The following is a 23,672-nucleotide window of genomic DNA, read 5'->3' as shown; positions in this document are numbered from 1 at the left end:
CCGGAGGCACTCAAACGCTACCCAGCTGCCAAGCCCTCGAGTATTGGGCAATCCGGGCGGGAATCACCCTTGCAGCAATGAACCAAGCGCTCCAGCTCGGCCTTCATTGCATTCAATTCCCGAATTTTTAACTCCAGCGCATTCAGATGCGACTGCGCCAATTTTTTCACTTCCCGGCTTGGGCGCGATTTGTCCTGCCACAGGCCGAGTAGTTCTTCGATTTGCTTGATTGAAAAACCAAGGTCTCGGGAATGCCGTATAAAACGCAACAGATGCAAATCTCGATCGTTGTAAAGTCGATAACCCGCATCAGTGCGATTGGCCTCGGGCAGTAAACCCACCTGCTCATAGTGACGAATCATTTTGGCGGTGATACCCGACTCCATGGCTGCCTCACCAATGGTGAACCATTCCTTGCGTGTCAATTCAGCGTACATATTCACGACTCCACCGTTTCAGGTTTTGACAATTTGGGTTTCCAGCGTGTCAGCAACAAGGCATTGCTGACCACACTGACTGAACTCAGCGCCATGGCAGCACCCGCAACCACCGGGTTCAGTAAACCCATGGCTGCAAGGGGAATGCCCACCGCGTTGTAAACAAATGCCCAGAAAAGATTCTGCTTGATCTTGTTGTAAGTGCGCCGGGAGATGTCAATGGTTTGAGCCACCAATGCCGGGTCAGGCCGCATCAGCGTAATGTCCGCTGCGTGCATGGCCACTTCGGTTCCACTGGACATGGCAAAACTCACATCGGCAGCAGCAAGCGCTGGTGCATCGTTGATGCCATCGCCCACCATGGCAACCACCTGGCCTTGTTGACGATAGTGCGCCACTGCCTCGCTCTTGTTGTGGGGCAACTGTTCGGCCTGAACCTCTGAGATACCGAGCGCTTGCGCAACACGTTGCGCACTGGCCCTTGAATCGCCAGTCAGCAGCACCGACTTCACCTGCAAGGTATTCAAATTTTTCACAGCGGCATGGGCGCCCGGCTTCAATGCATCCCCAAACCCAAGGGCACCGAGCAATGCCACACGACCGTTGTCTTCTTCAGCCACCCAGGCGTGGGTGGGCGCATTGTCGGGCAGGCCCGTTGCAACCGTATTCAAAGCCGAATCAGTGACCCCCAATTCATGCATCCAGCGCGCCGTGCCCACATATACACGTGTGCCGTTCACAATACCGCTGACACCACGCCCAGGTTTGTCTTGCAACTGCATGGCCACTTGCCATGCAATACCTTGATCCTTCGCATGGTTCAACACGGCCGATGCCAAGGGGTGAGCACTGCCAGCCTCCACGGCGGCGGCCTTGCCCAGCAAATCATCCAAGCCATTGGTGTTAAGTGGCACCACGGCGCCCACAGAAGGCTTGCCTTCGGTCAGTGTGCCGGTTTTGTCAAACACCACGGTGTTAATGCGGTGGGCCAACTCCAGTGCCTGTGCATCTTTAATCAAAATACCATGCCGTGCTGCCACGCCAGTGCCCGCCATAATTGCAGTGGGTGTGGCCAAACCCAGCGCACATGGGCAGGCAATGACCAACACCGCCACGGCATTCAAAATTGCCAATTCAAGATTGCCGCCCTCGGCGAGGAACACCCAGTAAAGCAATGTAAGCGCTGCAATCACCAACACCACGGGTACAAACACGGCACTGACTTTGTCCACCAATTTTTGAATATCGGGCTTGGCAGCTTGGGCGTCTTCAACCAAACGAATAATTTTGGCCAATGTGGTTTCAGCGCCTACCGCGCTTACTTCAATCAACAAGCGTCCATCCAGATTCACGGCACCGCCGGTCACTTTACTACCTGGCGATTTCTCAACAGCCTGGCTTTCTCCGGTAATCAAGGCCTCATCCACATGACCCTCGCCTTCCAGTACATGGCCATCAAGCGGAATCCGCTCACCGGGTTTCACGACCACCCGCATTCCCACCGCCACACTGGCAATTGGCAAGACCTCTTCCTGCCCGTTCTGAATCACCGTGGCGGTGTCGGGCCGCAATGCTTGCAAGGCTGCGATGGCTGCGGTGGTTTGTCGCTTGGCGCGCGCTTCAAGCCATTTGCCCAACATCACCAAGGTGATTACGGCTGACGAGGCCTCAAAGTACAAATGCGGGTTGCCCTCTCCCATCATGTAAGCCGACAACCCAAACGCCGCCGATGTACCAATGGCCACCAGCAAGTCCATATTGCCGGTTCGGTTCTGAATGGCTTTTAAGGCGCCGCGATAAAACCGCGCACCCAGCCAAAACTGCACCGGGCTGGCCAACAGCAATTGAACCCAGCCAGGCAACATGAGGTGCTTGTCAAATAACATGCCCACCATGGGCAACACCAGCGGAAGCGTCAGCAAGGCACCCCAAAGCACCATCAGCCCCTCTTTGTCGGTTTGCCTGGTTTGTGTTGCACCCGCAGCAAGTTGAGGCCACTGCTGCGTATCCTGAATTGGCTTGGCCTCATAACCGGCCTTCTCGACTGCAGCCAACACTGCGGATAGCAATTCTGGTTTGCTTAGTTGAACGCGTGCTTTCTCGGTGGCCAGGTTCACGGTGGCGCTGATCACACCAGGTGTGGCCAGCAGGGCTTTTTCAACTGCGCTAGAACAAGAAGCGCAGCTCATTCCGCCTACAGCGATGTCAATGGCATTGGATGATTTATTATTCATGCTTGCTCTCTGCGATTTGATTGAAGCATTGTCAACCTTGCCATAATGTCAAGGTCAATGCCTTGACCTTACCATGATTGGAAGGTTCAGACTACAGTTGTATTGAACTAACCGGAGACTTGAAATGATTGAACTTACAGTTGAAAAAATGAAATGTGGCGGTTGCGCCGCCAATGTGGAACGCGCAGTAAAAGCGCAAGACGTGGCCGCGACAGTGCAAATTGACCTGACGCAAAAGCTGGTTCAGATTCAGAGCAATTTGCCTGCAGCGACTTTGGCCAAAACAATCAGCGATGCTGGCTACCCGGCACAAATAAAAGTCTAACTGGCTTCAGAATAGGCCGCGCCCCAATAGTTGTAGGTGAATGCTTTGGGGCCTGGCACATACATGGTTTCAATTTCACTGACTTGAAAGCCACCTGCTTTCAACAAAGCTGGAATATCGCGGTTTAAGTGACAACCACCAGCCAACTTGCCCCACACCGGTTGCAAACGGTTTTGAGTATTGCGCACGGCTTCATCCGGGGCCACTCCATGCTCACAAAACAGCAATTGACCGCCAGGCTTTAACACCCTGCGCATTTCCTTCAAAGCCTGTACCGGTTCGGGAATGGTGCACAGGGTGTAAGTCATCACAATGGTGTGAATGCTGGCATCGGGCAAAGGAATTTTCTCGGCTGGCAAGCCCATCAGCTCAACACTCAAACCCGTATGCGCAATGCGCTTTTTGGCCAGTCGATGCATTTGCATTGCGGGATCCAGGCCAATGATTTTTTCAACCTTTGTTGCATCGTAATGGCGCATGTTCAGGCCGGTGCCAATGCCGATTTCAAGCACCTTGCCCGTGGCCTTGGGCACCACTTTTTGGCGTTGCCTGTTAATGGCTTTCATGCCGCAAGCGAAATCGAGCAAGGTCGGCAACACATGACGGTCGTATAATTCGGCAATCAGTCCCAATTTTTGTCCTTTTTATATTGAGGAAAACAGGCCACCATGCAAAATAACCCGGATCAGTTCAGTTCCAAAATCGGCTTTGTACTGGCGGCCGCCGGCTCAGCCGTGGGTATCGGAAACCTGGTTGGTTTTCCCGTAGCCGCTGCAAAAAATGGTGGCGGCGCGTTCCTGTTACTTTACATTTTTTTCGTGGTGGCCATTTGCCTTCCGCTCATACTCGCTGAACTCAGCATGGGGCGTGCCACGGGGAAAAGCCCTTTGGGTGCATTCCGGGAAATTTCCAAAGGGCACAAGGGCTGGGTGTTGGCAGGTGCGCTGTCACTGATCACGCCCTTCATGATCGCAGTCTTTTACACCGTGCTCACTGTGTGGTTACTGGGATATTTTTTGGTGGTGCTTTCCGGTCGCTTGGACCAACTGGCCACACCGGTATATTTCGGCGGTTTTATTACCAGCCCATGGATATTTGCCTACCTGGCAGCAGTCATTGGCATGGTGGTTCTGGTGCTGAAAGGTGGTGTACGCGACGGGATTGAAAAAGCCTCGCGGCTGCTAATGCCCATGTTGTTCATCATGCTGATCGGTTTGGCCGTGTTTGTACTCACGCTGCCCAACGCCAGCGCCGGCTTGAAGTTCTACTTCACCCCGCAACTGGACCGAATTACCTGGAGCGTGGTCAACGGTGCCTTGTCGCAGGCCTTCTTTTCCCTGTCGCTTGGCATGGGCATTTTAATCACCTATGGTTCGTATTTGCGCAAACAAGACAACCTGGTTCAATCTGCAAAAATGCTGGCTTGCACCGACACAGGTGTGGCAATGGTAGCGGGCCTCATGACCCTGCCTGCAATTTTCGCCATTTACCCCAACACCAACCCCAGCGAACTCAGCGATTCCTCTGTGGGTTTGATCTTCTCGTTCTTCCCCAATATTTTCATGGCCATGGTGCCCAAGTTTGGTTATGCCATGGCCAGCTTTATTGCAGCAACATTCTTTTTGCTGGCCTTCGTGGCGGCCATCACTTCGCTGGTGTCCATCATTGAAGTACCCGTGGCCGCATTGAAAGCCGAGAGCAGGCAGACTCGCAACAAGGCTTTGGCATTGGTGATCACGGGGGTGTTGGTGGGTGCCGTATTCAGCGCTTTGTCTTTTGGGCAGGTGAAATGGCTTGCTGAATTTGCGTTTTACGCTGGGGCCAACAAATCGCTTTTCGATGTGTTGGTGGATGTGTTTTACGACACCATACTGCCCTTCAACGGCCTGCTCATTTGTCTGCTCGTGACATGGCAATGGAAGCGCCACAATATGGCAGCAGAGATGGCCAGTGGCGGCTCAGGCGGCTGGCTTGAACGGTACACCCATGCCGCCATTGCATTCTGGATCCCTGCCATTCTGGCCACCGTGTTTGTCATCACGGCGACCAACAAATTCTTCAGTTGATGAGCGACTAGATTACTGGCACGCACAGTGCCACTTTTTATGCTGTAATAGGAAGAGTCAAAAAATATTCCGGAGACAGCATGAAATCACCTACAGCATGGTTTACCCCTGCTTTGGTCGCGCTCGCCCTGTTGGCAGCCTGTTCCAAGGCACCCACTCCCATCGACCCCAACAGTGCAGCCAGCGAATACACGCAGGCATTTCATGCCCAAGTTGCCGAGAACACAGATTTGGTGGACACCGCCAACAATGCCGATGCCCGCAAGGGTTTGATCGCCAAACCCACTGGCAAAGTCTTGAACGACGAAGGTGAGGTGATCTGGGATTACGACGAATTCAATTTCATTGAAGGCAAGGCCCCCGGCACAGTGAACCCCAGCCTGTGGCGGCAAGCCAGCCTGAACAACCAGATTGGCTTGTACAAAGTGGCCGATCGCATTTACCAGTTGCGCGGCTTCGATTTATCAAACATGACGCTGATTGAAGGCGAGAAAGGCTGGATTGTAGTTGACGTGCTGACCAGCGAGGAAACTGCGCGCGCAGCCATGGCCTTTGCGCGCAAGCACTTGGGCGATAAACCGGTGACTGCCATTGTGTTTACCCACAGCCATGTGGACCACTTTGGCGGTGCACTGGGTGTACTCAGCGCCGAGGAAGTTGCTACACGCAAGGTGCCCGTGGTGGCACCCATCGGCTTCATGGAAGAGGCCACCAGCGAAAACCTGCTGGTGGGCATGGCCATGGCACGCCGATCCATTTACATGTACGGCAAGCGCCTGCCACGCAGCCCTGAAGGCTTGATCGACAACGGTTTGGGCAAAGCCGTGGCCTATGGCAAGGTGGGCATATTGCCGCCCACACTGGTGGTGAAAGAAGCCAAGGAAACCCATGTACTCGATGGTCTTGAATTCATGTTCCACAACGTGCCGGGTAGCGAGGCCCCTTCAGAATTTGTATTTTATCTGCCCACATTAAAGGCATTCGGCAGTGCTGAACTGTTTGGTCACACGCTGCACAACCTGTACACCCCTCGCGGTGCCAAGGTGCGCGACGCCCTGAAGTGGGCTGCTTACATGGACGAGGCCATTGCCTATGCAGGCGATGCCGAGGTGATGTTTCACCAGCACAACTGGCCCGTGTGGGGCGCTGAAAACGTGCGCAGCTTTATGGAAAAACAGCGCGATGTGTACCGCTTCATTCATGACCAAACTGTGCGCCACATGAATGCGGGCTACACCTCCACGGAAATCGCGGGAAAAGTGGCCATGCCACCCGCCCTGAACAGCTTCCTGAGCGGGCGCGGTTACTACGGCACCGTGTCGCACAACGTCAAAGCGGTGTACCAGTTTTACATGGGCTGGTTCGATGCCAACCCTGCCAATTTGAACCCCCTGCCCCCGGTTGAAGCCGCAAAAAGGTATGTCGATGTAGCGGGTGGTATGGATGCATTGCTGAACAAGGCCGAAGATGCCGTGAACAAAGGGGAGTACCGTTGGGCAGCCGAGTTGTTGAAACATGCCGTGTACGCAGAACCCGAGAACGCACGCGCCAAAGGCTTGTTGGCCAAGAGTTTCGACCAGATGGGCTACATGGCCGAGTCTGCGCCCTGGCGCAATTTTTACCTGACGGGTGCACTTGAATTGCGCGAAGGCGGTTACACAGAAGGCTTCAAACGCACGGCATTTCTCGACATGCTGAAACACACACCCACTGAGCGCTTTCTGGAAGCCATGGCGGCTTCACTGAACAGCGAGAAAGCCGAGGATGAAGACATTCAAATTAATTTAGTGTTTTCAGACACACAGGAAAGCTACGTGCTGCGCATCAACAACAGTGTGTTGCACCACCGCGCAGGCAAACCAGAGAACAACTCTGCGGCCACGCTCACCTTGAGCAAGCCATTCTTTCTGAACATGATGACCGGTGAAGCTGGCGCCACCGACTTGCTGTTTTCGGATCAAACCAAAATCGATGGCAGCACGATCAAACTGGGTCAGTTCTTCGGCATGCTCGAAAAAGCCACAGGCAATTTCAACATTGTGACGCCGTAATTCATTCTGAGCTGTGTCAGTAATATTCGGGTTTCCACGATTGGCCGGGAAACCCGAACAACCCTATAGTGTGCGAATGACCAACCACTCATTTCCCGGTAATTCACATGTCCTCAGCCCAAGCCAAACACGCCACACTTCAACCCTTTCACCTTGCTTTCCCGGTCACCGACATTGCTGTGGCCCGCAAATTTTATGGCGAAGTCATTGGCTGTGAGGAAGGGCGAAGCGCACCACACTGGGTGGATTTCAACTTTTATGGCCACCAATTGGTGGCACACCTGGCACCCGAAGAAGTGGGGTGCAAAGCCAACAGCAGCGTAGACGGCCATGCCGTGCCAGCCAAGCATTTTGGTGTCATTTTGACCATGGAACAGTGGAATGAACTGGCGGATCGCCTGAAAGCGGCGGGCACCAAGTTTGTAATTGAGCCTTACATTCGATTCAAAGGCCAGGTGGGTGAACAAGCCACCATGTTCTTCATGGACCCATGCGGCAATGCACTTGAGTTCAAGGCCTTTGCCAACATGGACCAGATTTTCGCAAAATGAGTTTTGCCAAAGAAGCTTAACTAAAGCTTTGCTCCATTTCACGGCGGAATTTCACCGCTGTGGAATTGGCATCAAACGCCACATCATTCCAGCTCACCGGCTGGCCCGCCTTCACGGGTTTCAGCAACTTCACACCATGTGCCAAGCCCAATGGCAAACCGCCCAAGGCCAACGATTCCTGCGCAGGCAACAGCTTGCCGTACACGGTGTAACCACCTTCGCCATCCAGCATTTCACCCGCCTGTAAATCCCGTTTGGCTGTGGCCACCACATCGCCATGCCAGCAAATGGGCGCGCCGGTTGCCTCGCCCCGAACACCGATGGATGCCACTGAAATGCCAAGTTCCAACCCGATCAAGTGGAAGGGTTTGTACATGCTGGAATACTGCCCACTGGGGTCGGTGATCAAACCATATTCCTTGAAGCAACGGGCCACGTATTCACTGTCGGCCGCGAAGGTGACATACACCCCCCAACGCAAATCCCGAAACACTGGGCGCGTGTCCCGTTCCACACTGGAAATCACTTCCACCTGGCCGCGCTGATCCAGAATGCCACCGTGTTCACGTGGCTTCAGGATTCGCGCCAAGTCGTCGACACCCACAGCGGGAAACTTCAGGCCGCTGGGCGCGGCCAAACCCGTGGCATTGGCCACCGCTGCCATTTCAATCGCACTTTTGGTGCCATCCAGAAAGCTGTTGAACATTTGCGCATTCATGCCACCCTTGGCTGCATCCTCGGCCGTTAAACCATAGTGGTTCCACACGGTGTCGGGTGTGCTTTCATGGTACGTGGGCAAGTACTTCGTACCTTTCCCTGCGGCCACCACCGAAAAACCGGCAGCCCTCGCCCAGTCCACCATCTCGAAAATCAGCGCAGGCTGATCGCCGTAGGCCAGTGAATACACGATTCCTGCTTCGTCGGCCTTGCGTTTCAGCAAGGGACCCGCCAACGCGTCGGCCTCAACATTCACCATCACAATGTGTTTTTTATATTCGCAACAGGCCAGCACATGGGCAATTCCCACGGCAGGGTTGCCGGTTGAATCAATAACAATGTCCACGAAAGGCGACTCAATCAGCTTCATGCCGTCGTCAATAATCGCGGTGTTGCCCTGCTTGGCGGCCTGTTCCAATGTGGCCGCGTTGTAGGCCTCTTCTTTCCAGCCCACGTTTTTAAGCGCAGCACGTGCTCGATCTGGTGATAAGTCTGCAATGCCCACCATGTGAATGCCAGGTGTTCGCGGTACTTGAGAAAGATACATGGAGCCAAATTTGCCGGCACCGATCATGCCAACGCGCAGGGGCTTGCCTTCAGCGGCACGCTGCTGAAGCTTGGAAAATAAATTCATGGTGACCTTTTGTGGTGGGTGCAGATTTGGCGTACAGAATAACCCGCACACACCATGCCGGAAAACCCGAAGTATCCCTACCCTTGCGCGCGCTGAATTGCCTCACGCAACATTTGAACATTGGGTACACCCGAGAAAAACTGATTTCCAACCAAAAGTGAAGGCACCGCCTGAATGCCCATTTGTTGGGTGTGTTGAAGATCGGCATCGTGCTGCGCATTGGATTGGGGAGAATTCACGAATTCATCCAGGCCAGAGGGATCAAGGTTGAGATCCTGAAGAATGCTTTTAAGGATTTGGGTATCGCCAATGTCCTTGTTCTGCTGAAAAAACGCTTTCATCACCGCAGTGGTGTATTCATTGCCCTTGCCCTGCTGCTTGGCATATTGCAAACCCAAAAACGCCTTGCGCGTGTAAGGCTGTGGTGACACGGTAGGCAATTTGATCGGCACACCCAAACGCTCAGCCATGGGGTACACCGATGCCTTCCACACACGCGGCAAATATTCATCTTCGGGTTTCAACGTGGGTGTTGGGTAGGGGCGCAGCTCGAAGGGCATCCACTCCAGTTCCACATTCAAACCTTCGACAGCCTGCTCGATAATCGATTCGCCAAATAAACAGAATGGACACACAAAATCGGTCCAAACCTGGATTTTGACGGGGGTGTTGTTGGGGCTCGGCATGGGGTGCTCCTGAATTGAATGCTGCTAGCGATGACCGTTAGTTTGCCACTTTAACGCGCCCCTGCCGCGAGCCTCACTCAAGTTCGTCTCTTGCATGGTCGATTCTCCCGGCTTTGCCACTCCTGCGCGCCGCTTACGCGTCACTGGTAGTGTCAATTCTCCCGGCTTTTCGCTCGTAGGCGAAAAGCTTCGACTCCCCCACGCAAAGTCCGCAGGGACTTTGCTTCTCTGCCGCCCTGAAATGAAAAAAGCCCTGAACACAGTTCAAGGCTTTTTGTAATTTCTGGCGGAGAGAGGGGGATTCGAACCCCCGATAGGCTATTAACCTATACACGCTTTCCAGGCGTGCGACTTAAACCACTCATCCATCTCTCCGCGGTAAGCGCGAGAGTATAGCAAAGAATCCCCTTGGGTATCCAGTGCATTCTCATCGCATTAAACATTTCATTCAGATTCAGGCACGCGCAGCACACGCATTACACCGGGCGCTTCGTCTTTGCGCCCACCAGCCAGCGAGGCCACCACCATGGCCAAAGCGCTCAGCGGAATCGTAAACACGCCACTGGCCACACCGCTTAAGCCAACAATTTGCACCGCATCCAGGTTAAACAAAGCCATGAACGACGCATTGGTCAATGCCAAACACAGGCTGGAACTGACAAACCCGGTGCCCATGGCCCACAGGGCTCCCCTGCGCGTGGCACCACTCCAGAAAATACCCGCTACCAAAGGCACAAACAGACTTGAAGCCGCCAAGGCAAAAGCCGAACCCACAAGCACCACAATGTTGCCGGGTTGCAGGCTGGTGATCCACGCGGCCATCAACGCAGCACTCAACAGCGCAATTTTTGACATGGTTACACGGCGTTGTGCGGTCGCCTCAGGGTCAAGCACGCGGTAGTACAAGTCGTGCGACAGGCTGCCCGCAATGGCCAGCAGCAAGCCATCAGCCGTCGACAATGCCGCAGCCAAACCACCTGCCGCAATCAGCCCCGAGAGAAAAAATGGCATGCCAGCAATTTCGGGCGTAATCAACACCAAAATATCCGGGCTCAGGCCAATTTCCGCAAACTGAACCACCCCATCCTGATTCACATCCTGCAAAGTAGCCAGGCCCGGCATTACCCTTGACCATGCCGCAATCCAGTTGGGAATTTCGTTGTAACTCAAACCCACCAGGTTTTCATAGACCACCACTTTGGCGATCACACTTAACCAGGGCGAAGCCAGGTAAATCACCAAAATGCAGCCCAAAGCAACCACCACCGACCAACGGGTTTGCGATGCATTTGGCGTGGTGTAAAAACGCATGATGATGTGGGGCAAGGCCACCGTGCCACACATCAACGTAAAAGCCACCGCCAGAAAACTGACCAAGGCCTTGGTATTGGACAAGCCGGAATCATCGTTCACTGAACCAAAATGCGGCACACTCGCCTTCACTTTGTCCAGGTAACGCTGCTTTTCCTGACTCCATTTGAGCTTGGCAGCTTGAGGATCCCTGGGGAAACCGCTCAATACCCTTTCAGCAGCTTTGATTTCCTGAAACGTCGATCCATCGTAGCGGGCCAATTCCAGGTTCTTACGGCGTGCTTCATACCCCTCTGCCCACGACGAAGGCAAGGTGTCGATCAACAACTGATAACGATCTGCTTCGCGCAAATAAACACTGCGCACTTCCGCTTCTGCCGGGTCGGCAAAAAACTTGCGTTCCTGGGCTCGCACATACTCTGGGAAACTGGTGGGTCCGCCGTCTACAAAACGCTCGCTACTGCCCTGACCGGTGAACCCGATCAAGGCGACCACACTCACCATCATCGCAACAATCATGACAATGTATTGCGCAACCGCTGTCCAGGTTACTGCACGCATTCCGCCTAAAAATGAACACACCAAAATACCGGCAAGCCCGAAGAAAACACCAATGCCAAATTCAACGCCAGCGAAACGCGATGTGATTAATCCCACAGCATAGATTTGCGCAATCACATACACAAAAGAAATACTGACAGTCATCAGTACGCAGATCAACCTGACTGCCCTGCCCTTGTCGGCCCCTGCGTAGCGCGCTGCCAAAAAATCGCCCACCGAGAAAAATGCAAACTTGCGCAGGTAAGGCGCAATCAACAAGGCGATCAACACAAAGCCACCAGTCCACCCAACCAGCAAAGCCAAGGCTTCAAATCCACTGTAAAAAAGGGTACCGGCAACGCCAAGAAAAGACGCAGCACTCATCCAGTCAGCTGCGGTGGCCATGCCGTTGTACACGGCAGGCACCGTGCGCGAGGCCACAAAGTATTCATGCATGTCCGAGGTTCGGCTAAGCAAGCCGATGACCGCATAGGCACCCAAGGTAATGAAGATGAAAAAGTAACCAATCCACTGGCGACCAATTCCATAGTCTTCCATGATGGCGGCACCCGCAATGCACACCAAAAAGCCGAAGGTAAGCACTGAGAAAAACCGGGTCAGGCTGAGCGTAAAACTCATGAATGCACTCCTGGCGCCTCGATTCCTTCAAACGAAAAAAACCAGCCCACCGAAGTGGAACTGGTTTTTATGAAAGCCCACAATTCCCCGTTCACGGAGAGAGCCGGGCCGATCAGTTGGGTTTGCCCAGTTGATCCAGAATGGCAGGGTTTTCCAAAGTGGAGGTATCTTGCGTAATTTGCTCGCCTTTGGCCAAACTACGCAACAAGCGACGCATGATCTTGCCTGAACGTGTTTTCGGCAGATTGTCGCCAAAACGGATTTCCTTGGGCTTGGCAATTGGACCAATGTCTTTGCCCACCCAGTTGCGCAGGTCCATGGCCAGTTTTTGCCCGGCCTCACCCGTTGGTCGATCGCCTTTCAACACCACAAAGGCCACAATCGCTTCACCGGTCAAATCATCGGGGCGGCCCACCACTGCGGCCTCCGCCACCAATTCATTGGCGACCAGTGAACTTTCAATTTCCATGGTGCCCATGCGGTGGCCCGATACGTTCAACACGTCGTCAATACGACCCATGATCGTGAAGTTGCCGCTGGTTTTGTCGCGTACTGCGCCATCACCGGCCAGGTACAATTTCCCACCCAGCTCTTCAGGGAAATAGCTTTTCTTGAATCGCTCAGGGTCGCCCCAAATGGTACGAATCATGGCAGGCCACGGGCGTTTCACCACCAAAATACCACCTTGCCCATTGGGCAAATCGCCACCCACTTCATCCACCACCGCGGCCATAATACCGGGCAGCGGCAAGGTGCACGAACCGGGCACCAGCGGTGTGGCGCCTGGCAATGGTGTAATCATGTGGCCACCGGTTTCGGTTTGCCAGAAGGTGTCCACGATTGGGCACTTCTCGCCACCCACATTTTTGTAGTACCACATCCAGGCTTCCGGGTTGATCGGCTCGCCCACCGAACCCATCAAGCGCAGGCTTGAAAGATCATAGCTCTTGGGATGCACTTTCTCATCGGCCTCACACGCCTTGATCAGCGAACGAATCGCGGTGGGTGCAGTGTAGAAAATTGTCGCGCTGTGACGCTGAATCATTTCCCAGAATCGACCAGCATTGGGGTAAGTGGGCACACCCTCAAACACAATTTGCGTGGCGCCCACAGCCAAGGGGCCATAGGTAATGTAGGTGTGGCCGGTAATCCAGCCGATGTCGGCCGTGCACCAGAACACATCGTTGGGCTTGATATCGAACGTCCACTTCATGGTCAATGCAGCCCATAGCAGGTAACCTGCCGAACTGTGCTGCACGCCCTTTGGCTTGCCGGTTGAACCAGACGTGTAAAGAATGAACAGCGGGTGCTCGGAATCGACCATTTCAGGCGCGCACACATCGCTTTGCTTGTCTGCCAAATCGTGCAGGTAAACATCACGGCCGCCCTGCATGCCAACATCGGCACCAGTGCGCTTGTACACAATCACATTCTTGACAGCCTCGCAGCCGCCCAGGCTCAGGGCTTCATCCACAATCGCCTTCAGTGGCAACTGTTTACCACCGCGCACTTGCTGGTCCGCAGTGAACACAGCCACAGCGCCAGTATCCACAATGCGATCTTGCAAGGCTTTGGCTGAAAAACCGCCAAACACCACCGAATGCGTGGCACCAATTCGCGCACAAGCCTGCATGGCAGCCACACCTTCAACACTCATGGGCATGTAGATAACAACGCGGTCACCTTTTTTCACGCCCAGGCCTTTCAGGCCATTGGCAATGCGGCTTACCTTGCCCAGCAGTTCTTTGTAGGTCACCTTGGTGACTTCGCCACCATCGGCTTCGAAAATCAAGGCCACTTTGTCGCCCAGGCCAGCTTCGATATTTTTGTCCAGGCAGTTGGCCGACACATTCAATTCGCCGCCGGTGAACCACTTGTAAAACGGGGGCGTGGATTCATCCAGCACCTTGTCATAGGCCTTGGAAAATTGCAGGTTCTCTTTGGCCAAACGCGCCCAAAAACCTTCGAAATCCGTTTCAGCTTCCTTGCACAAGGCGTTGTAGGCGTCCATACCGCCAATCGTGGCGCTGCGCTGCCAGTCGGCACTGGGCTCAAACACACGCGTTTCGTGTGACACTGATTCGATCGATGACATCCTGTCCTCCAAGAGTTACTTGATTTTCTATTAATTTAGGTTGAATAAACAATAGGCAAAAGCTCTTACTCTCACCTTACACCATGGCGCACCACAGCAATTTGCATTCCAGCTGGGTATCGGCTACGTCGGTGTAGCTTGGTTCTGCTATAGTTTGCGCCATCATCCCTTCAACCATTGCTGCACTGCACACTTGTCTCAAAATGGAACAATACAAACCGAAGCCACCTGCCCTTGCCCGCCTTATTTTCATGAGTCGTTGGCTACAACTGCCGCTCTACCTGGGTTTGATCATTGCCCAAGGTGTTTATGTTTATCATTTTTTAATTGAGTTGTGGCATTTGGTAGGCGGTGCAATTGAGCACACCTTGACCGAGGCCGGCATCATGCTGATCGTGCTGGGTTTGATCGACGTGGTCATGATTTCCAACCTGCTGATTATGGTGATCGTGGGTGGATATGAAACGTTTGTCAGTCGAATGCATCTAGAGAACCACCCTGACCAACCCGAGTGGCTGGATCATGTCAATGCCTCAGTATTGAAAGTGAAACTGGCAATGGCCATCATCGGCATTTCGTCCATTCACCTGCTGAAAACGTTTATCAACGCAGAGCAATACGATGAAAAAACCATCATTGCGCAGGCTTCCATCCATGTCATCTTTTTGCTTTCGGCTGTGGCAATTGCGTACTGTGATAAATTGCTGCACCAATCCGTACCCACCAAAAGCCATTTAAAATAAGCCAACGGCACACCATTGAAAGCAGGAGTTGTTTATGAACACCATCAAGCAAGAAGACTTCATCAGCTCAATCGCCGATGCCTTCCAGTACATTTCGTACTACCACCCGCTCGACTACATTCAGGCTTTGGGCAAAGCCTACGAGCGCGAGGAAAGTGAAGCCGCAAAAGACGCGATTGCGCAAATCCTGACCAACAGCCGCATGTGTGCCGAGGGCAAGCGCCCAATTTGCCAGGACACCGGCATTTCGGTGGTGTTTTTAAAAGTGGGCATGAATGTGCGTTGGGAGTCCACGATGAGTGTGACGGACATGGTCAACGAAGGTGTTCGCCGTGCCTACCTGCACCCTGACAACAAACTGCGCGCCTCGGTACTGCTCGACCCCGCTGGTGCACGCAAAAACTCCAAAGACAACACCCCTGCTGTCATTCATTACGAAATTGTGCCCGGCGATGGTGTGGAAGTCATTTGCGCAGCCAAAGGCGGCGGTTCCGAAAATAAATCAAAAATGGTCATGTTGAACCCATCCGACTCCATCGTGGACTGGGTATTGAAAACCGTGCCTACCATGGGTGCAGGCTGGTGCCCACCCGGTATTTTGGGCATAGGTATTGGTGGTACGCCCGAGAAGGCAATGTTGCTCGCCAAAGAAAGCCTGATGGCCCCCTGTGATATTCACGAATTGCTTGAACGTGGCCCCAGCAACCGAATCGAAGAACTGCGCTTGGAGCTGTACGACAAAGTGAACTCCTTGGGCATTGGTGCACAAGGCTTGGGTGGCCTGACCACGGTGCTGGATGTAAAAATTCTGGATTACCCAACCCACGCCGCATCATTGCCAATCGCCATGATCCCCAACTGTGCGGCCACACGCCATGTGCATTTCCATTTGCACGGTGACGGCCCAGCCAAACTGGAAGTGCCCAACCTGGCCGACTGGCCGCAGGTCAGCTGGACAGCCGATACCGAAAAAAGCAAACGTGTGAACCTGGACACGCTGACCCCAGCGGAAGTGGCAAGCTGGAAGCCTGGTCAAACGTTACTGCTGAACGGCAAAATGCTGACTGGCCGCGATGCTGCCCACAAGCGAATTGCCGACATGCTGCAAAAAGGCGAAAAGCTACCCGTGGACTTCACCAACCGCGTGATTTACTACGTGGGCCCAGTCGACCCCGTGCGCGACGAGGCTGTGGGCCCAGCAGGCCCCACCACCGCCACCCGCATGGACAAGTTCACCCGCATGATGCTGGAGAAAACGGGCCTGATCGCAATGATTGGCAAGGCCGAGCGTGGCCCTGTTGCCATTGAAGCAATTCGCGACAACAAATCAGCCTACCTGATGGCTGTGGGCGGGGCAGCCTACCTGGTGTCCAAGGCCATTACCAATGCAAAAGTGGTGGGCTTTGAAGACCTGGGCATGGAAGCCATTTACGAGTTTGAGATCAAGGACATGCCAGTGACCGTGGCCGTGGACAGCACCGGTATTTCCGTGCACAACACCGGCCCCAAAGAATGGCAAGCCAAGATCGGGAAAATTCCGGTCAGTGTGGCCTGAACCTGCAAGCCTATGTACCGCTGGTCTTGCGCCACCACCTTGGCAAGGCGCAGGCCAGCACTACAAAAGTAAGCAACACCGAAACTTCGAATCCGTGCAGGGTATCGCCTGCGTAACCGTCTTCTGCACCGGAAGCTGGCCAGCTTTCCACTACTGACTTCACCGCAGAATCAATCGAATCGATTGGCTGAGTATAGCTAGCTACCAAGCCTGCCAATACTTCAGTGTCGTTTAACTGCACAACCAAATCATTGAAAGTACGCGAGAAATCCTCGGCCTGTATTGCCTCTTGCCCAGACTTTATTTTTGCGACTCGCAAAGTACCTTCCGGGTGTTGAATGCTTTTGGTTTCACCGAGCAAAAACGAGGCGCCTGCCACAGGGTCATGCCCCAGTCCCAACACCAGCTGCGCGCCGAACAAATCAGCTTCCAACTCCATTTCACGCATCAGCTTGGAATAGTCGCGCTTCATGTCAAACGACAACATGAACTCGTCGAATGTGGAATTCACACCATACTGCTGCTGAATTTCAAGGGTTTTTTGAGGGTGTTTCAACACCAGATGCCCATATTCATGCGCGACCAAAAATGCCAATTGATCACTGTTCATGAACTGGATCCGATCAAGCCCAATGCTTAAATTCGCAGCGCCCTGTTCATCAATCCAAGTGCCAACCATGGCGCTGTCTTCTGTGAAATGAACTTGCGTTGGCACACCATTGAAAAAATGATGGTCAAACAGCACACTGAGCTTGAGTACGTCCAGCGAATGATTTGCCATTCAGTAGCCCTCCCTGAAACGGCCAGTGACAAATCATTAAAGCATGTTTTAAAACACTGCACAAAACTGAAACAAATCCATTTTTACGGGCTTGTTTCAGTGCTTCAGGCGTGCTGCTGATTCAATCCATGGCACTTTTGATTTGCGCCAGCGCGGTGGGATCTTCAATGGTGGTCATGTCGCCAGGATCACGGCCTTCACACACCGCCTGAATGGACCTGCGCAAAAGCTTGCCTGAACGGGTTTTTGGCAGCACATTCACAAAATAAACGCGTGCGGGCCGGGCCACAGCACCCAACTGGCCGTCTACCACTTTCATGATTTCCGATTCCAGCGCTTTTGCTTTGGCAGCATCCAGTTCATCGGCCGCCTTCAAAATGGCAAACGCCACTGCAACCTGTCCTTTCACCTGATCGGCCACGCCCACCACAGCCACCTCGGCCACAGCAGGGTGAGAAGAAATACTCTCTTCAATTTCGCGTGTACCCAAGCGGTGGCCCGCCACGTTGATCACATCGTCGGTACGTCCAAGGATAAAAAAGTATCCATCTTCATCGCGAATACCCCAATCGAATGTGGAATATACCTGCCGGGTTTTGAAGCTCGACCAATAAGTTTTTACAAAGCGTTCGTCATCGCCCCACACGGTTTGCATGCAACCCGGTGGCAAAGGCCCCTCAATGGCGACCACACCTTTTTCATTGGCCTTGCAGGGCTGCGCGGTGTCCTCGTTCAACACATTCACATTGAAACCAAACACTGGCACGCCCGGGCTACCCAGTTTGCCCGGCATTTCCTCAACACCACGCTGAACGGCCAAAATGGGCCATCCGGTTTCAGTTTGCCAATAGTTGTCCACAATTGGCTTGCCAATTGCACCGGAAATCCAGTCCGACGTGGTTTCATCCAAAGGCTCGCCCGCAAGGAACAATGCCTTTAGCGAACTCAAATCGTATTTGCTCAAGTAAGCGGGGTCTTGTTTTTTCAGCACTCGCACGGCTGTGGGCGCCGAGAACAACACCGACACTTTGTGGTCTTGAACTATCTTCCACCAAATGCCGGCGTCTGGCCGAATGGGCAAGCCCTCGTACATCACAGTGGCCATGCCCGCAATCAACGGACCATAGATAATGTAGCTGTGCCCCACCACCCAGCCGATGTCGCTGGTTGCAAAGAATGTTTTTCCTTTTTCACCCATGAAAATGTATTTCATGGACGCAGCCAATGCCACGGCATATCCACCCACATCGCGCTGCACGCCTTTGGGCTTTCCGGTGGTTCCGCTGGTGTACAGAATGTAACTGGTGTCGGTGGCTGCAAGCCACGTAACCGGCACTTTGGCCGTCGCCAATTCCTTGCGCAATGTGGCGTAATCCTGATCGCGACCGGCTACCGAAGTGAAAGACACCAAACCGCGATTCACCATAAGCACATTGCCAGGTTTAAAGCTTGAGCGTTCAATCGCTTCGTCCAGCAAAGGCTTGTAAGCCACCGCCTTACCTGCCCTGGAACCCGCGTCCGCCGACACAATCACCTTTGGCTTTGCATCTTCAATTCTTGAGGCCAGGCTGTGCGACGCGAAACCGCCAAACACCACTGAGTGAATCGCGCCGATTCGCGCACAGGCCAACATGGCAAATGTGGCTTCGGGAATCATCGGCATGTAAATCAAAACCCGATCACCTTTTTTCACGCCCATTTTTTGAAGCATTGCAGCGGCTATTTGCACCTCTTGGTGCAATTGGCGAAAGGTGTAAACCTTTTCCTGATCAACTTCGGTCGACACATAGATCAAGGCTGGCTTGTCACCCAACTGATCCAGATGTCGATCCACGGCGTTGTAGCACAGGTTCGTTTCACCACCCACATACCACGTTGCAAACGGGGGTTTGCTGTCGTCAAGCACCTTCTCGAACGGCTTTTGCCAATGAATCAAATCAGCCTGTCTGGCCCAAAAACCCTTTGGATTGCGGATAGATTCGTCATATAAATTCTGGTAAGTCCCGTTGGACTGATACTTCGCTTGCTCAACCACAGCGCTGTCTCCTCATTCTTGGTGCACCCAATGTAGAAACCCGCGCTTACGACACTCTGACTATCGCTAAAATTATTGTTAAACGAGAACACTTCTTGTTACATAAATAATTACTATTTGCTAGACTAGTTAGGTAAAAGTAACTCAACCACTCTCAGGAAAGTCCCAATCACCATGAAGAACACTTTCAAAACACTGATCTCAGTTTCAATCGCCAGTTTGATTGGCTTCGGTGCTGTAGCCCAAGCCGACGACAAAGTAATCAACCTCTACTCGGCACGCCATTACTCGACCGATGAAAAAATGTACGAGGACTTCACCAAGCAAACCGGTATCGCCATCAAGCGTCTTGAACTGGGCGACGAAGCGTTGCTTGAACGCATGCGCAGCGAAGGTGCTCGCAGCCCAGCTGACGTAGTACTGCTTGTTGATGCGGCCCGCTTGGCACGCGCCCAACAAGACGGTTTGTTCCAACCAGTGAAGTCAAAAGTGTTGTCCGACCGGATTCCAGCGCAGTTCACCGGTGAGAATGGCTTGTGGTATGCATTCTCAGCCCGCAGCCGCGTGATTGTGTACAACAAGGCGAACGTTGATCCCAAACTGGTCCAGAATTACGAAGACTTGGCCAAGCCAGAAATGAAAGGCAAGGTTTGCACACGTTCTGGCTCACACCCCTACATGCTTTCCCTGATGAGCAGCATGATCAGCCACCTGGGTGAAAAAGGCGCAGAAAGCTGGGCTCAGGGCGTAGTAGACAACATGGCCCGCAGCCCCAAAGGCGGCGATACCGACCAGATCCGTGCTGTAGCCTCCGGTGAATGCGGCGTGGCTTTGAGCAACAGCTACTACTGGGTTCGTTTGTTGAAATCTGACAAAGCCGAAGACACAGAAGTGGTGTCAAAAGTTGGCTTTATCTGGCCCAACCAAAGCAGCTACGGCGTTCACATGAACGTGTCTGGCGGTGCAGTTGCTAAAAATGCGCCCAACCGTGAAGGCGCTGTCAAGTTTCTGGAATACCTTGCCAGCGACTCTGCCCAGAAGTACTTTGCAAATGGTAACAACGAGTGGCCCACAGTTCCCGGCGTGAAGGTAGACAATGCTGCGCTGGAATCTCTTGGTGCCTACAAACAAGACGTAACACCGGCGAAAACACTGGCTGCCAACACAGCCCTGTCGCAGCAAATCATGGATCGTGTAGGGTACAAGTAATAAAATTTAGTAAGTTACCGATCGCTGATCAGTAAAAAAGCCTCACACTTTTTGTGGGGCTTTTTTTATTCACAAAACTGAAAGAAGCTTGATACACTTCAAAATGTCAATGTAACCGGCAAGTAAATTGGTGAAAAAAGCGAACGATAACAATAAAAACGCAGCGCCTACCCTGGAAACAAAACGCTTGGGCACTCGAAAAGTTCCCAAAGAACAGCGCATGGGCCAAATCCTGGATGTTGCTGGCTCAGTGTTTTCTCGCCACGGCTTCCACTCCACCAGCATGGAACAAATTGCTGAAGGCGCAGGTGTCACCAAACCCCTGCTCTACCGCTACTTTGGCTCCAAAGACGCGCTTTACCTGGCCACCATCACACAAGTGGGCAATCACCTCATGTCTGGCCTGTCCATATTGATGGCCAACCCAAATCCCAAAGAGCGACTGAAATTAATCATGTTCAGCTTTTTGACATTTGTAGAACGCCACCGGGACGGTTGGTCGGTTTTGTACAACGAAGCGCTGACAAGTGTTGGTCCGGTTGGCGAGAAGGTGGCCTTCTTTAGAAACAGCTTCATTGAAGCCTCGGCCAAAACCATTGAAGAACTCAACGACCCCTCGAAAGCCAAAAACGACGACAAGGCAGGCATTCAGGCTGTGGCCTTGGCCAACATCATGGTGGGGGCTGTTGAAGCGGGTGCGCGGTGGTGGATTCAGCACCCCGAAATTCCGATTCGGGATATGCAGAAAATGATTGAGACCAGCCTAATGCCGGGACTGTCGGAGAGATAGGACAAAGCGAACTTCGCAAACAACGCCGGTGGAATGATTAGTACGGTGAAGCTTTGCAGCAGCGTTGCATCATTGCGCCGATTCAAGATCAAGCCGCAATGCTTCCCACCATCAGCACTTTCGAATCACGCTCAGCCAGCACTTCAAACTTCGAAGCACCACTGGCAGTGACATGCTTCACTGAAATACCCGATGGCAAAAACACGGGCTGCTTGAACGACAAATCAAACTTGCTTGCACGCGAACACAAACTGGCTTCGACAATGCTCAATGTTTTTGCAGCAGTCCACATGCCGTGCACAATCGCCTGCTTGAAACCAAACATTTTGGCGGTTTGCGCATACAGGTGAATCGGGTTGTAATCGTTCGACACCTTGGCGTACTTGCGACCCTGGTTTTCAGGCACTTTCACGGCAGCATACTGCGCGCCGATCGCACTCAATGGCTCAACGGGTGCAGGTTTCGTCACTGGCTTGGGCATACCCTTCACACGGCACAGAATGGTCATCACGCTGCTCCAGTGCACTTCTTCACCCACCAGAAACTCGGTGTGCACATCAAATTCCAAGCCCAGTGAAATGCTGCGGGTTTCACCCACAGTCACCACCACATCGTAAGCAGTGCCATATTCCAGCGGCTTGCTGCATTCAATTGAATTGTGCAGGTGAACCATGCCCAACATCGGCATGGGGTGCTCTGGGCGGCTGAGCAAATACATGTGCAGTGGGGAAGCCACCACCTGCGGTGCAGTCAAGGAAATTTCATCTTCCTTGAAGCCACACACGGCGTTGTATTGGCGTACCCATTCACGGTCAATGAATACTTTCTTCACCCGGGCACCCAGGCGCGCGGCCTGCGTGTCGGGTTTTGGCTTTTTGTTGGACGTGGTGGCAGCCTTCAGCAGCAGCGCCTTGCCATTTGGAAACTCAGACAGCTCGAAAAATTTCGCCGCTGCTTTCAGGGTGTCATTCACGCTCATGATTTCACTTCTCAATAATTGCAGTTACACCGATACCACCGGCTGCGCAGATAGAGATCAAGCCCTTGCCGCTGCCTTTTTCATTCAGCAACTTGGCCAATGTGCCAATGATGCGGCCACCAGTGGCTGCAAATGGGTGGCCAACAGCCAATGAACCACCTTTCACGTTCAGCTTGCTGCGGTCAATTGTTCCCAAAGGTGCGTCAAGACCCAGTTTTTCCTTGCAGAACTTGGGGTCTTCCCAAGACTTCAATGTACACAGCACCTGTGCAGCAAACGCTTCGTGAATTTCGTAGAAGTCAAAGTCTTGCAGCTTCACACCGGCTTTCTTCAACATGCGTGGCACAGCGTATGCGGGGGCCATCAACAGGCCTTCCTTGCCAGACACAAAATCAACACCAATGGTCTCGCTGAATGTCAGGTAAGCCAATGGCTGAATGCCACGTGCTTTCGCCCAGTCTTCAGAAGCCAGCAACACAGCAGATGCGCCATCGGTCAACGGTGTGGAGTTGCCAGCAGTCATGGTGCCCTTGCCGCTTTTGCGATCAAACGCAGGCTTCAAACCTTGCAGGCGCTCAACTGAAGAATCAGCACGCAGATTGTTGTCGCGAGTCAAACCATTGAAAGGTACGACCAAGTCATCGAAGAAACCTTCTTCGTAGGCCTTGGCTGCTTTCAAATGGCTGCTTACAGCCAATTCGTCCTGCTCTTCACGGGTAATGCCCCAGGTTTGCGCCATCACTTCACAGTGCGCACCCATGCTCATTTTTGTGCGTGGCTCTGCATTGGCTGGTGGCAATGGTGCCAGGTGCTTGGGGCGAATTTTCAGTAGCGCAGCCAGTTTGCCTTTGGTGTCGCGGGCGCGGTTGGCTTCCAGCAAAATTTTGCGCAAACCTTCGCTTACGGCGATCGGTGCGTCAGTGGTGGTGTCTACACCACCGGCCATGCCCACTTCAATTTGACCCAAGGCAATTTTGTTGGCCACTACAATGGCGGCTTCCAGGCCAGTACCACAAGCTTGCTGAATGTCGAATGCAGGTGTCATTGGGCTCAAGCCTGAACCCAATACAGACTCGCGACACAGGGAAAAATCGCGGCTGTGCTTCACAACAGCACCCGCCACCACATCGCCCAGTTCTTCACCGTGCAACTGGAATTTGTCGACAACGCCACGGAATGCTGCAGTCAGCATGTCCTGGTTGGATTTGCCAATGTAGGCTGTGTTTGAACGTGCAAATGGAATGCGTGAACCGCCGATAATGGCAACGCGACGACCGTGTTTCATAGTTTTCTC

At 53.2% G+C, this 23,672-nt stretch carries 19 protein-coding genes and 1 tRNA gene; 8 read left to right on the top strand and 12 right to left on the bottom strand.

Features of this window, described 5'->3' with window-relative positions:
* Positions 1–17: 17 nt before the first annotated feature.
* Complete coding sequence (gene cueR / locus ACVL1J_RS14775) at positions 18–437, bottom strand: Cu(I)-responsive transcriptional regulator (protein WP_491665453.1); 420 nt, start codon at positions 435–437, stop codon at positions 18–20.
* Between the two features lie 2 nt (positions 438–439).
* A complete protein-coding gene (locus ACVL1J_RS14770) occupies positions 440–2,671 on the bottom strand; it encodes a heavy metal translocating P-type ATPase (RefSeq protein WP_341238058.1) in 2,232 nt (743 codons plus the stop codon).
* A gap of 124 nt (positions 2,672–2,795) precedes the next feature.
* Here ACVL1J_RS14770 and ACVL1J_RS14765 point away from each other — a divergent pair, with 124 nt between their 5' ends.
* Entirely contained in the window at positions 2,796–2,996 is a 201-nt protein-coding gene (locus ACVL1J_RS14765; RefSeq protein ID WP_341238059.1) for a heavy-metal-associated domain-containing protein, read from the top strand.
* Here the strand turns inward: ACVL1J_RS14765 and ACVL1J_RS14760 are convergent.
* Complete coding sequence (locus tag ACVL1J_RS14760) at positions 2,993–3,628, bottom strand: class I SAM-dependent methyltransferase (RefSeq protein ID WP_341238060.1); 636 nt, start codon at positions 3,626–3,628, stop codon at positions 2,993–2,995. The genes ACVL1J_RS14765 and ACVL1J_RS14760 overlap by 4 nt on opposite strands.
* A 36-nt stretch (positions 3,629–3,664) precedes the next feature.
* On the opposite strand from ACVL1J_RS14760, the gene ACVL1J_RS14755 reads away from it, so the two are divergent.
* From ACVL1J_RS14755 to ACVL1J_RS14745, 3 genes are all read left to right on the top strand, one after another.
* Positions 3,665–5,062, top strand: coding sequence for a sodium-dependent transporter (locus ACVL1J_RS14755; RefSeq protein ID WP_341238061.1), 1,398 nt, complete (start codon positions 3,665–3,667; stop codon positions 5,060–5,062).
* 80 nt (positions 5,063–5,142) lie between these two features.
* On the top strand, positions 5,143–7,113 hold the full coding sequence (locus ACVL1J_RS14750; protein WP_341238062.1) for an alkyl/aryl-sulfatase: 1,971 nt from the start codon (positions 5,143–5,145) through the stop codon (positions 7,111–7,113).
* A 107-nt stretch (positions 7,114–7,220) separates the two neighbouring features.
* Positions 7,221–7,664 (top strand): VOC family protein, encoded by a 444-nt coding sequence (locus ACVL1J_RS14745; RefSeq protein WP_159568471.1) that lies wholly within the window; start codon positions 7,221–7,223, stop codon positions 7,662–7,664.
* Positions 7,665–7,680: 16 nt separating this feature from the next.
* On the opposite strand, the gene ACVL1J_RS14740 is transcribed toward ACVL1J_RS14745, so the two are convergent.
* The 5 genes from ACVL1J_RS14740 to acs form a co-directional block, all read right to left on the bottom strand.
* Positions 7,681–9,015: an NAD(P)H-dependent oxidoreductase gene (locus tag ACVL1J_RS14740; protein ID WP_341238063.1), complete on the bottom strand. Its 1,335-nt coding sequence runs from the start codon at positions 9,013–9,015 to the stop codon at positions 7,681–7,683.
* Between the two features lie 77 nt (positions 9,016–9,092).
* A complete protein-coding gene (locus tag ACVL1J_RS14735) occupies positions 9,093–9,701 on the bottom strand; it encodes a DsbA family oxidoreductase (RefSeq protein ID WP_341238064.1) in 609 nt (202 codons plus the stop codon).
* Positions 9,702–9,985: 284 nt separating this feature from the next.
* A tRNA-Ser gene (locus tag ACVL1J_RS14730) sits at positions 9,986–10,076 on the bottom strand.
* A 69-nt stretch (positions 10,077–10,145) separates the two neighbouring features.
* Positions 10,146–12,191: a VC_2705 family sodium/solute symporter gene (locus ACVL1J_RS14725; RefSeq protein WP_341236446.1), complete on the bottom strand. Its 2,046-nt coding sequence runs from the start codon at positions 12,189–12,191 to the stop codon at positions 10,146–10,148.
* Between the two features lie 112 nt (positions 12,192–12,303).
* The gene (gene acs / locus ACVL1J_RS14720) at positions 12,304–14,286 is read right to left on the bottom strand and encodes an acetate--CoA ligase (protein ID WP_159568467.1); all 1,983 of its coding nucleotides are present in this window, start codon (positions 14,284–14,286) and stop codon (positions 12,304–12,306) included.
* 203 nt (positions 14,287–14,489) lie between these two features.
* On the opposite strand from acs, the gene ACVL1J_RS14715 reads away from it, so the two are divergent.
* On the top strand, positions 14,490–15,029 hold the full coding sequence (locus ACVL1J_RS14715; protein ID WP_159568466.1) for a TIGR00645 family protein: 540 nt from the start codon (positions 14,490–14,492) through the stop codon (positions 15,027–15,029).
* Between the two features lie 34 nt (positions 15,030–15,063).
* The gene (locus ACVL1J_RS14710; protein WP_341236447.1) at positions 15,064–16,584 is read left to right on the top strand and encodes a fumarate hydratase; all 1,521 of its coding nucleotides are present in this window, start codon (positions 15,064–15,066) and stop codon (positions 16,582–16,584) included.
* A gap of 10 nt (positions 16,585–16,594) precedes the next feature.
* Here ACVL1J_RS14710 and ACVL1J_RS14705 read toward each other — a convergent pair whose 3' ends face one another.
* Both ACVL1J_RS14705 and ACVL1J_RS14700 read right to left on the bottom strand, forming a co-directional pair.
* Complete coding sequence (locus ACVL1J_RS14705; RefSeq protein ID WP_341236448.1) at positions 16,595–17,365, bottom strand: M48 family metalloprotease; 771 nt, start codon at positions 17,363–17,365, stop codon at positions 16,595–16,597.
* 121 nt (positions 17,366–17,486) lie between these two features.
* Positions 17,487–19,400 carry a propionate--CoA ligase gene (locus ACVL1J_RS14700; RefSeq protein WP_341236449.1) on the bottom strand — a complete coding sequence of 638 codons (1,914 nt, stop codon included), beginning with the start codon at positions 19,398–19,400 and terminating at the stop codon, positions 17,487–17,489.
* A gap of 174 nt (positions 19,401–19,574) precedes the next feature.
* Here ACVL1J_RS14700 and ACVL1J_RS14695 point away from each other — a divergent pair, with 174 nt between their 5' ends.
* Together ACVL1J_RS14695 and ACVL1J_RS14690 are read left to right on the top strand one after the other, a co-directional pair.
* Positions 19,575–20,609 (top strand): extracellular solute-binding protein, encoded by a 1,035-nt coding sequence (locus ACVL1J_RS14695; protein WP_491665452.1) that lies wholly within the window; start codon positions 19,575–19,577, stop codon positions 20,607–20,609.
* Positions 20,610–20,796: 187 nt separating this feature from the next.
* Positions 20,797–21,399 carry a TetR/AcrR family transcriptional regulator gene (locus tag ACVL1J_RS14690; protein ID WP_491665451.1) on the top strand — a complete coding sequence of 201 codons (603 nt, stop codon included), beginning with the start codon at positions 20,797–20,799 and terminating at the stop codon, positions 21,397–21,399.
* An 88-nt stretch (positions 21,400–21,487) separates the two neighbouring features.
* Here the strand turns inward: ACVL1J_RS14690 and ACVL1J_RS14685 are convergent, their stop codons facing one another.
* Together ACVL1J_RS14685 and ACVL1J_RS14680 are read right to left on the bottom strand one after the other, a co-directional pair.
* On the bottom strand, positions 21,488–22,378 hold the full coding sequence (locus tag ACVL1J_RS14685) for a MaoC family dehydratase (RefSeq protein ID WP_491665450.1): 891 nt from the start codon (positions 22,376–22,378) through the stop codon (positions 21,488–21,490).
* A gap of 4 nt (positions 22,379–22,382) precedes the next feature.
* Positions 22,383–23,663 carry an acetyl-CoA C-acetyltransferase gene (locus ACVL1J_RS14680; protein ID WP_159568460.1) on the bottom strand — a complete coding sequence of 427 codons (1,281 nt, stop codon included), beginning with the start codon at positions 23,661–23,663 and terminating at the stop codon, positions 22,383–22,385.
* Positions 23,664–23,672: the final 9 nt, after the last annotated feature.

The organism is Limnobacter sp. G6BE5S (assembly GCF_058448965.1).
The sequence above is the reverse complement of the archived record's forward strand: the minus strand, read 5'-3'. Positions and strand labels throughout refer to the sequence as shown.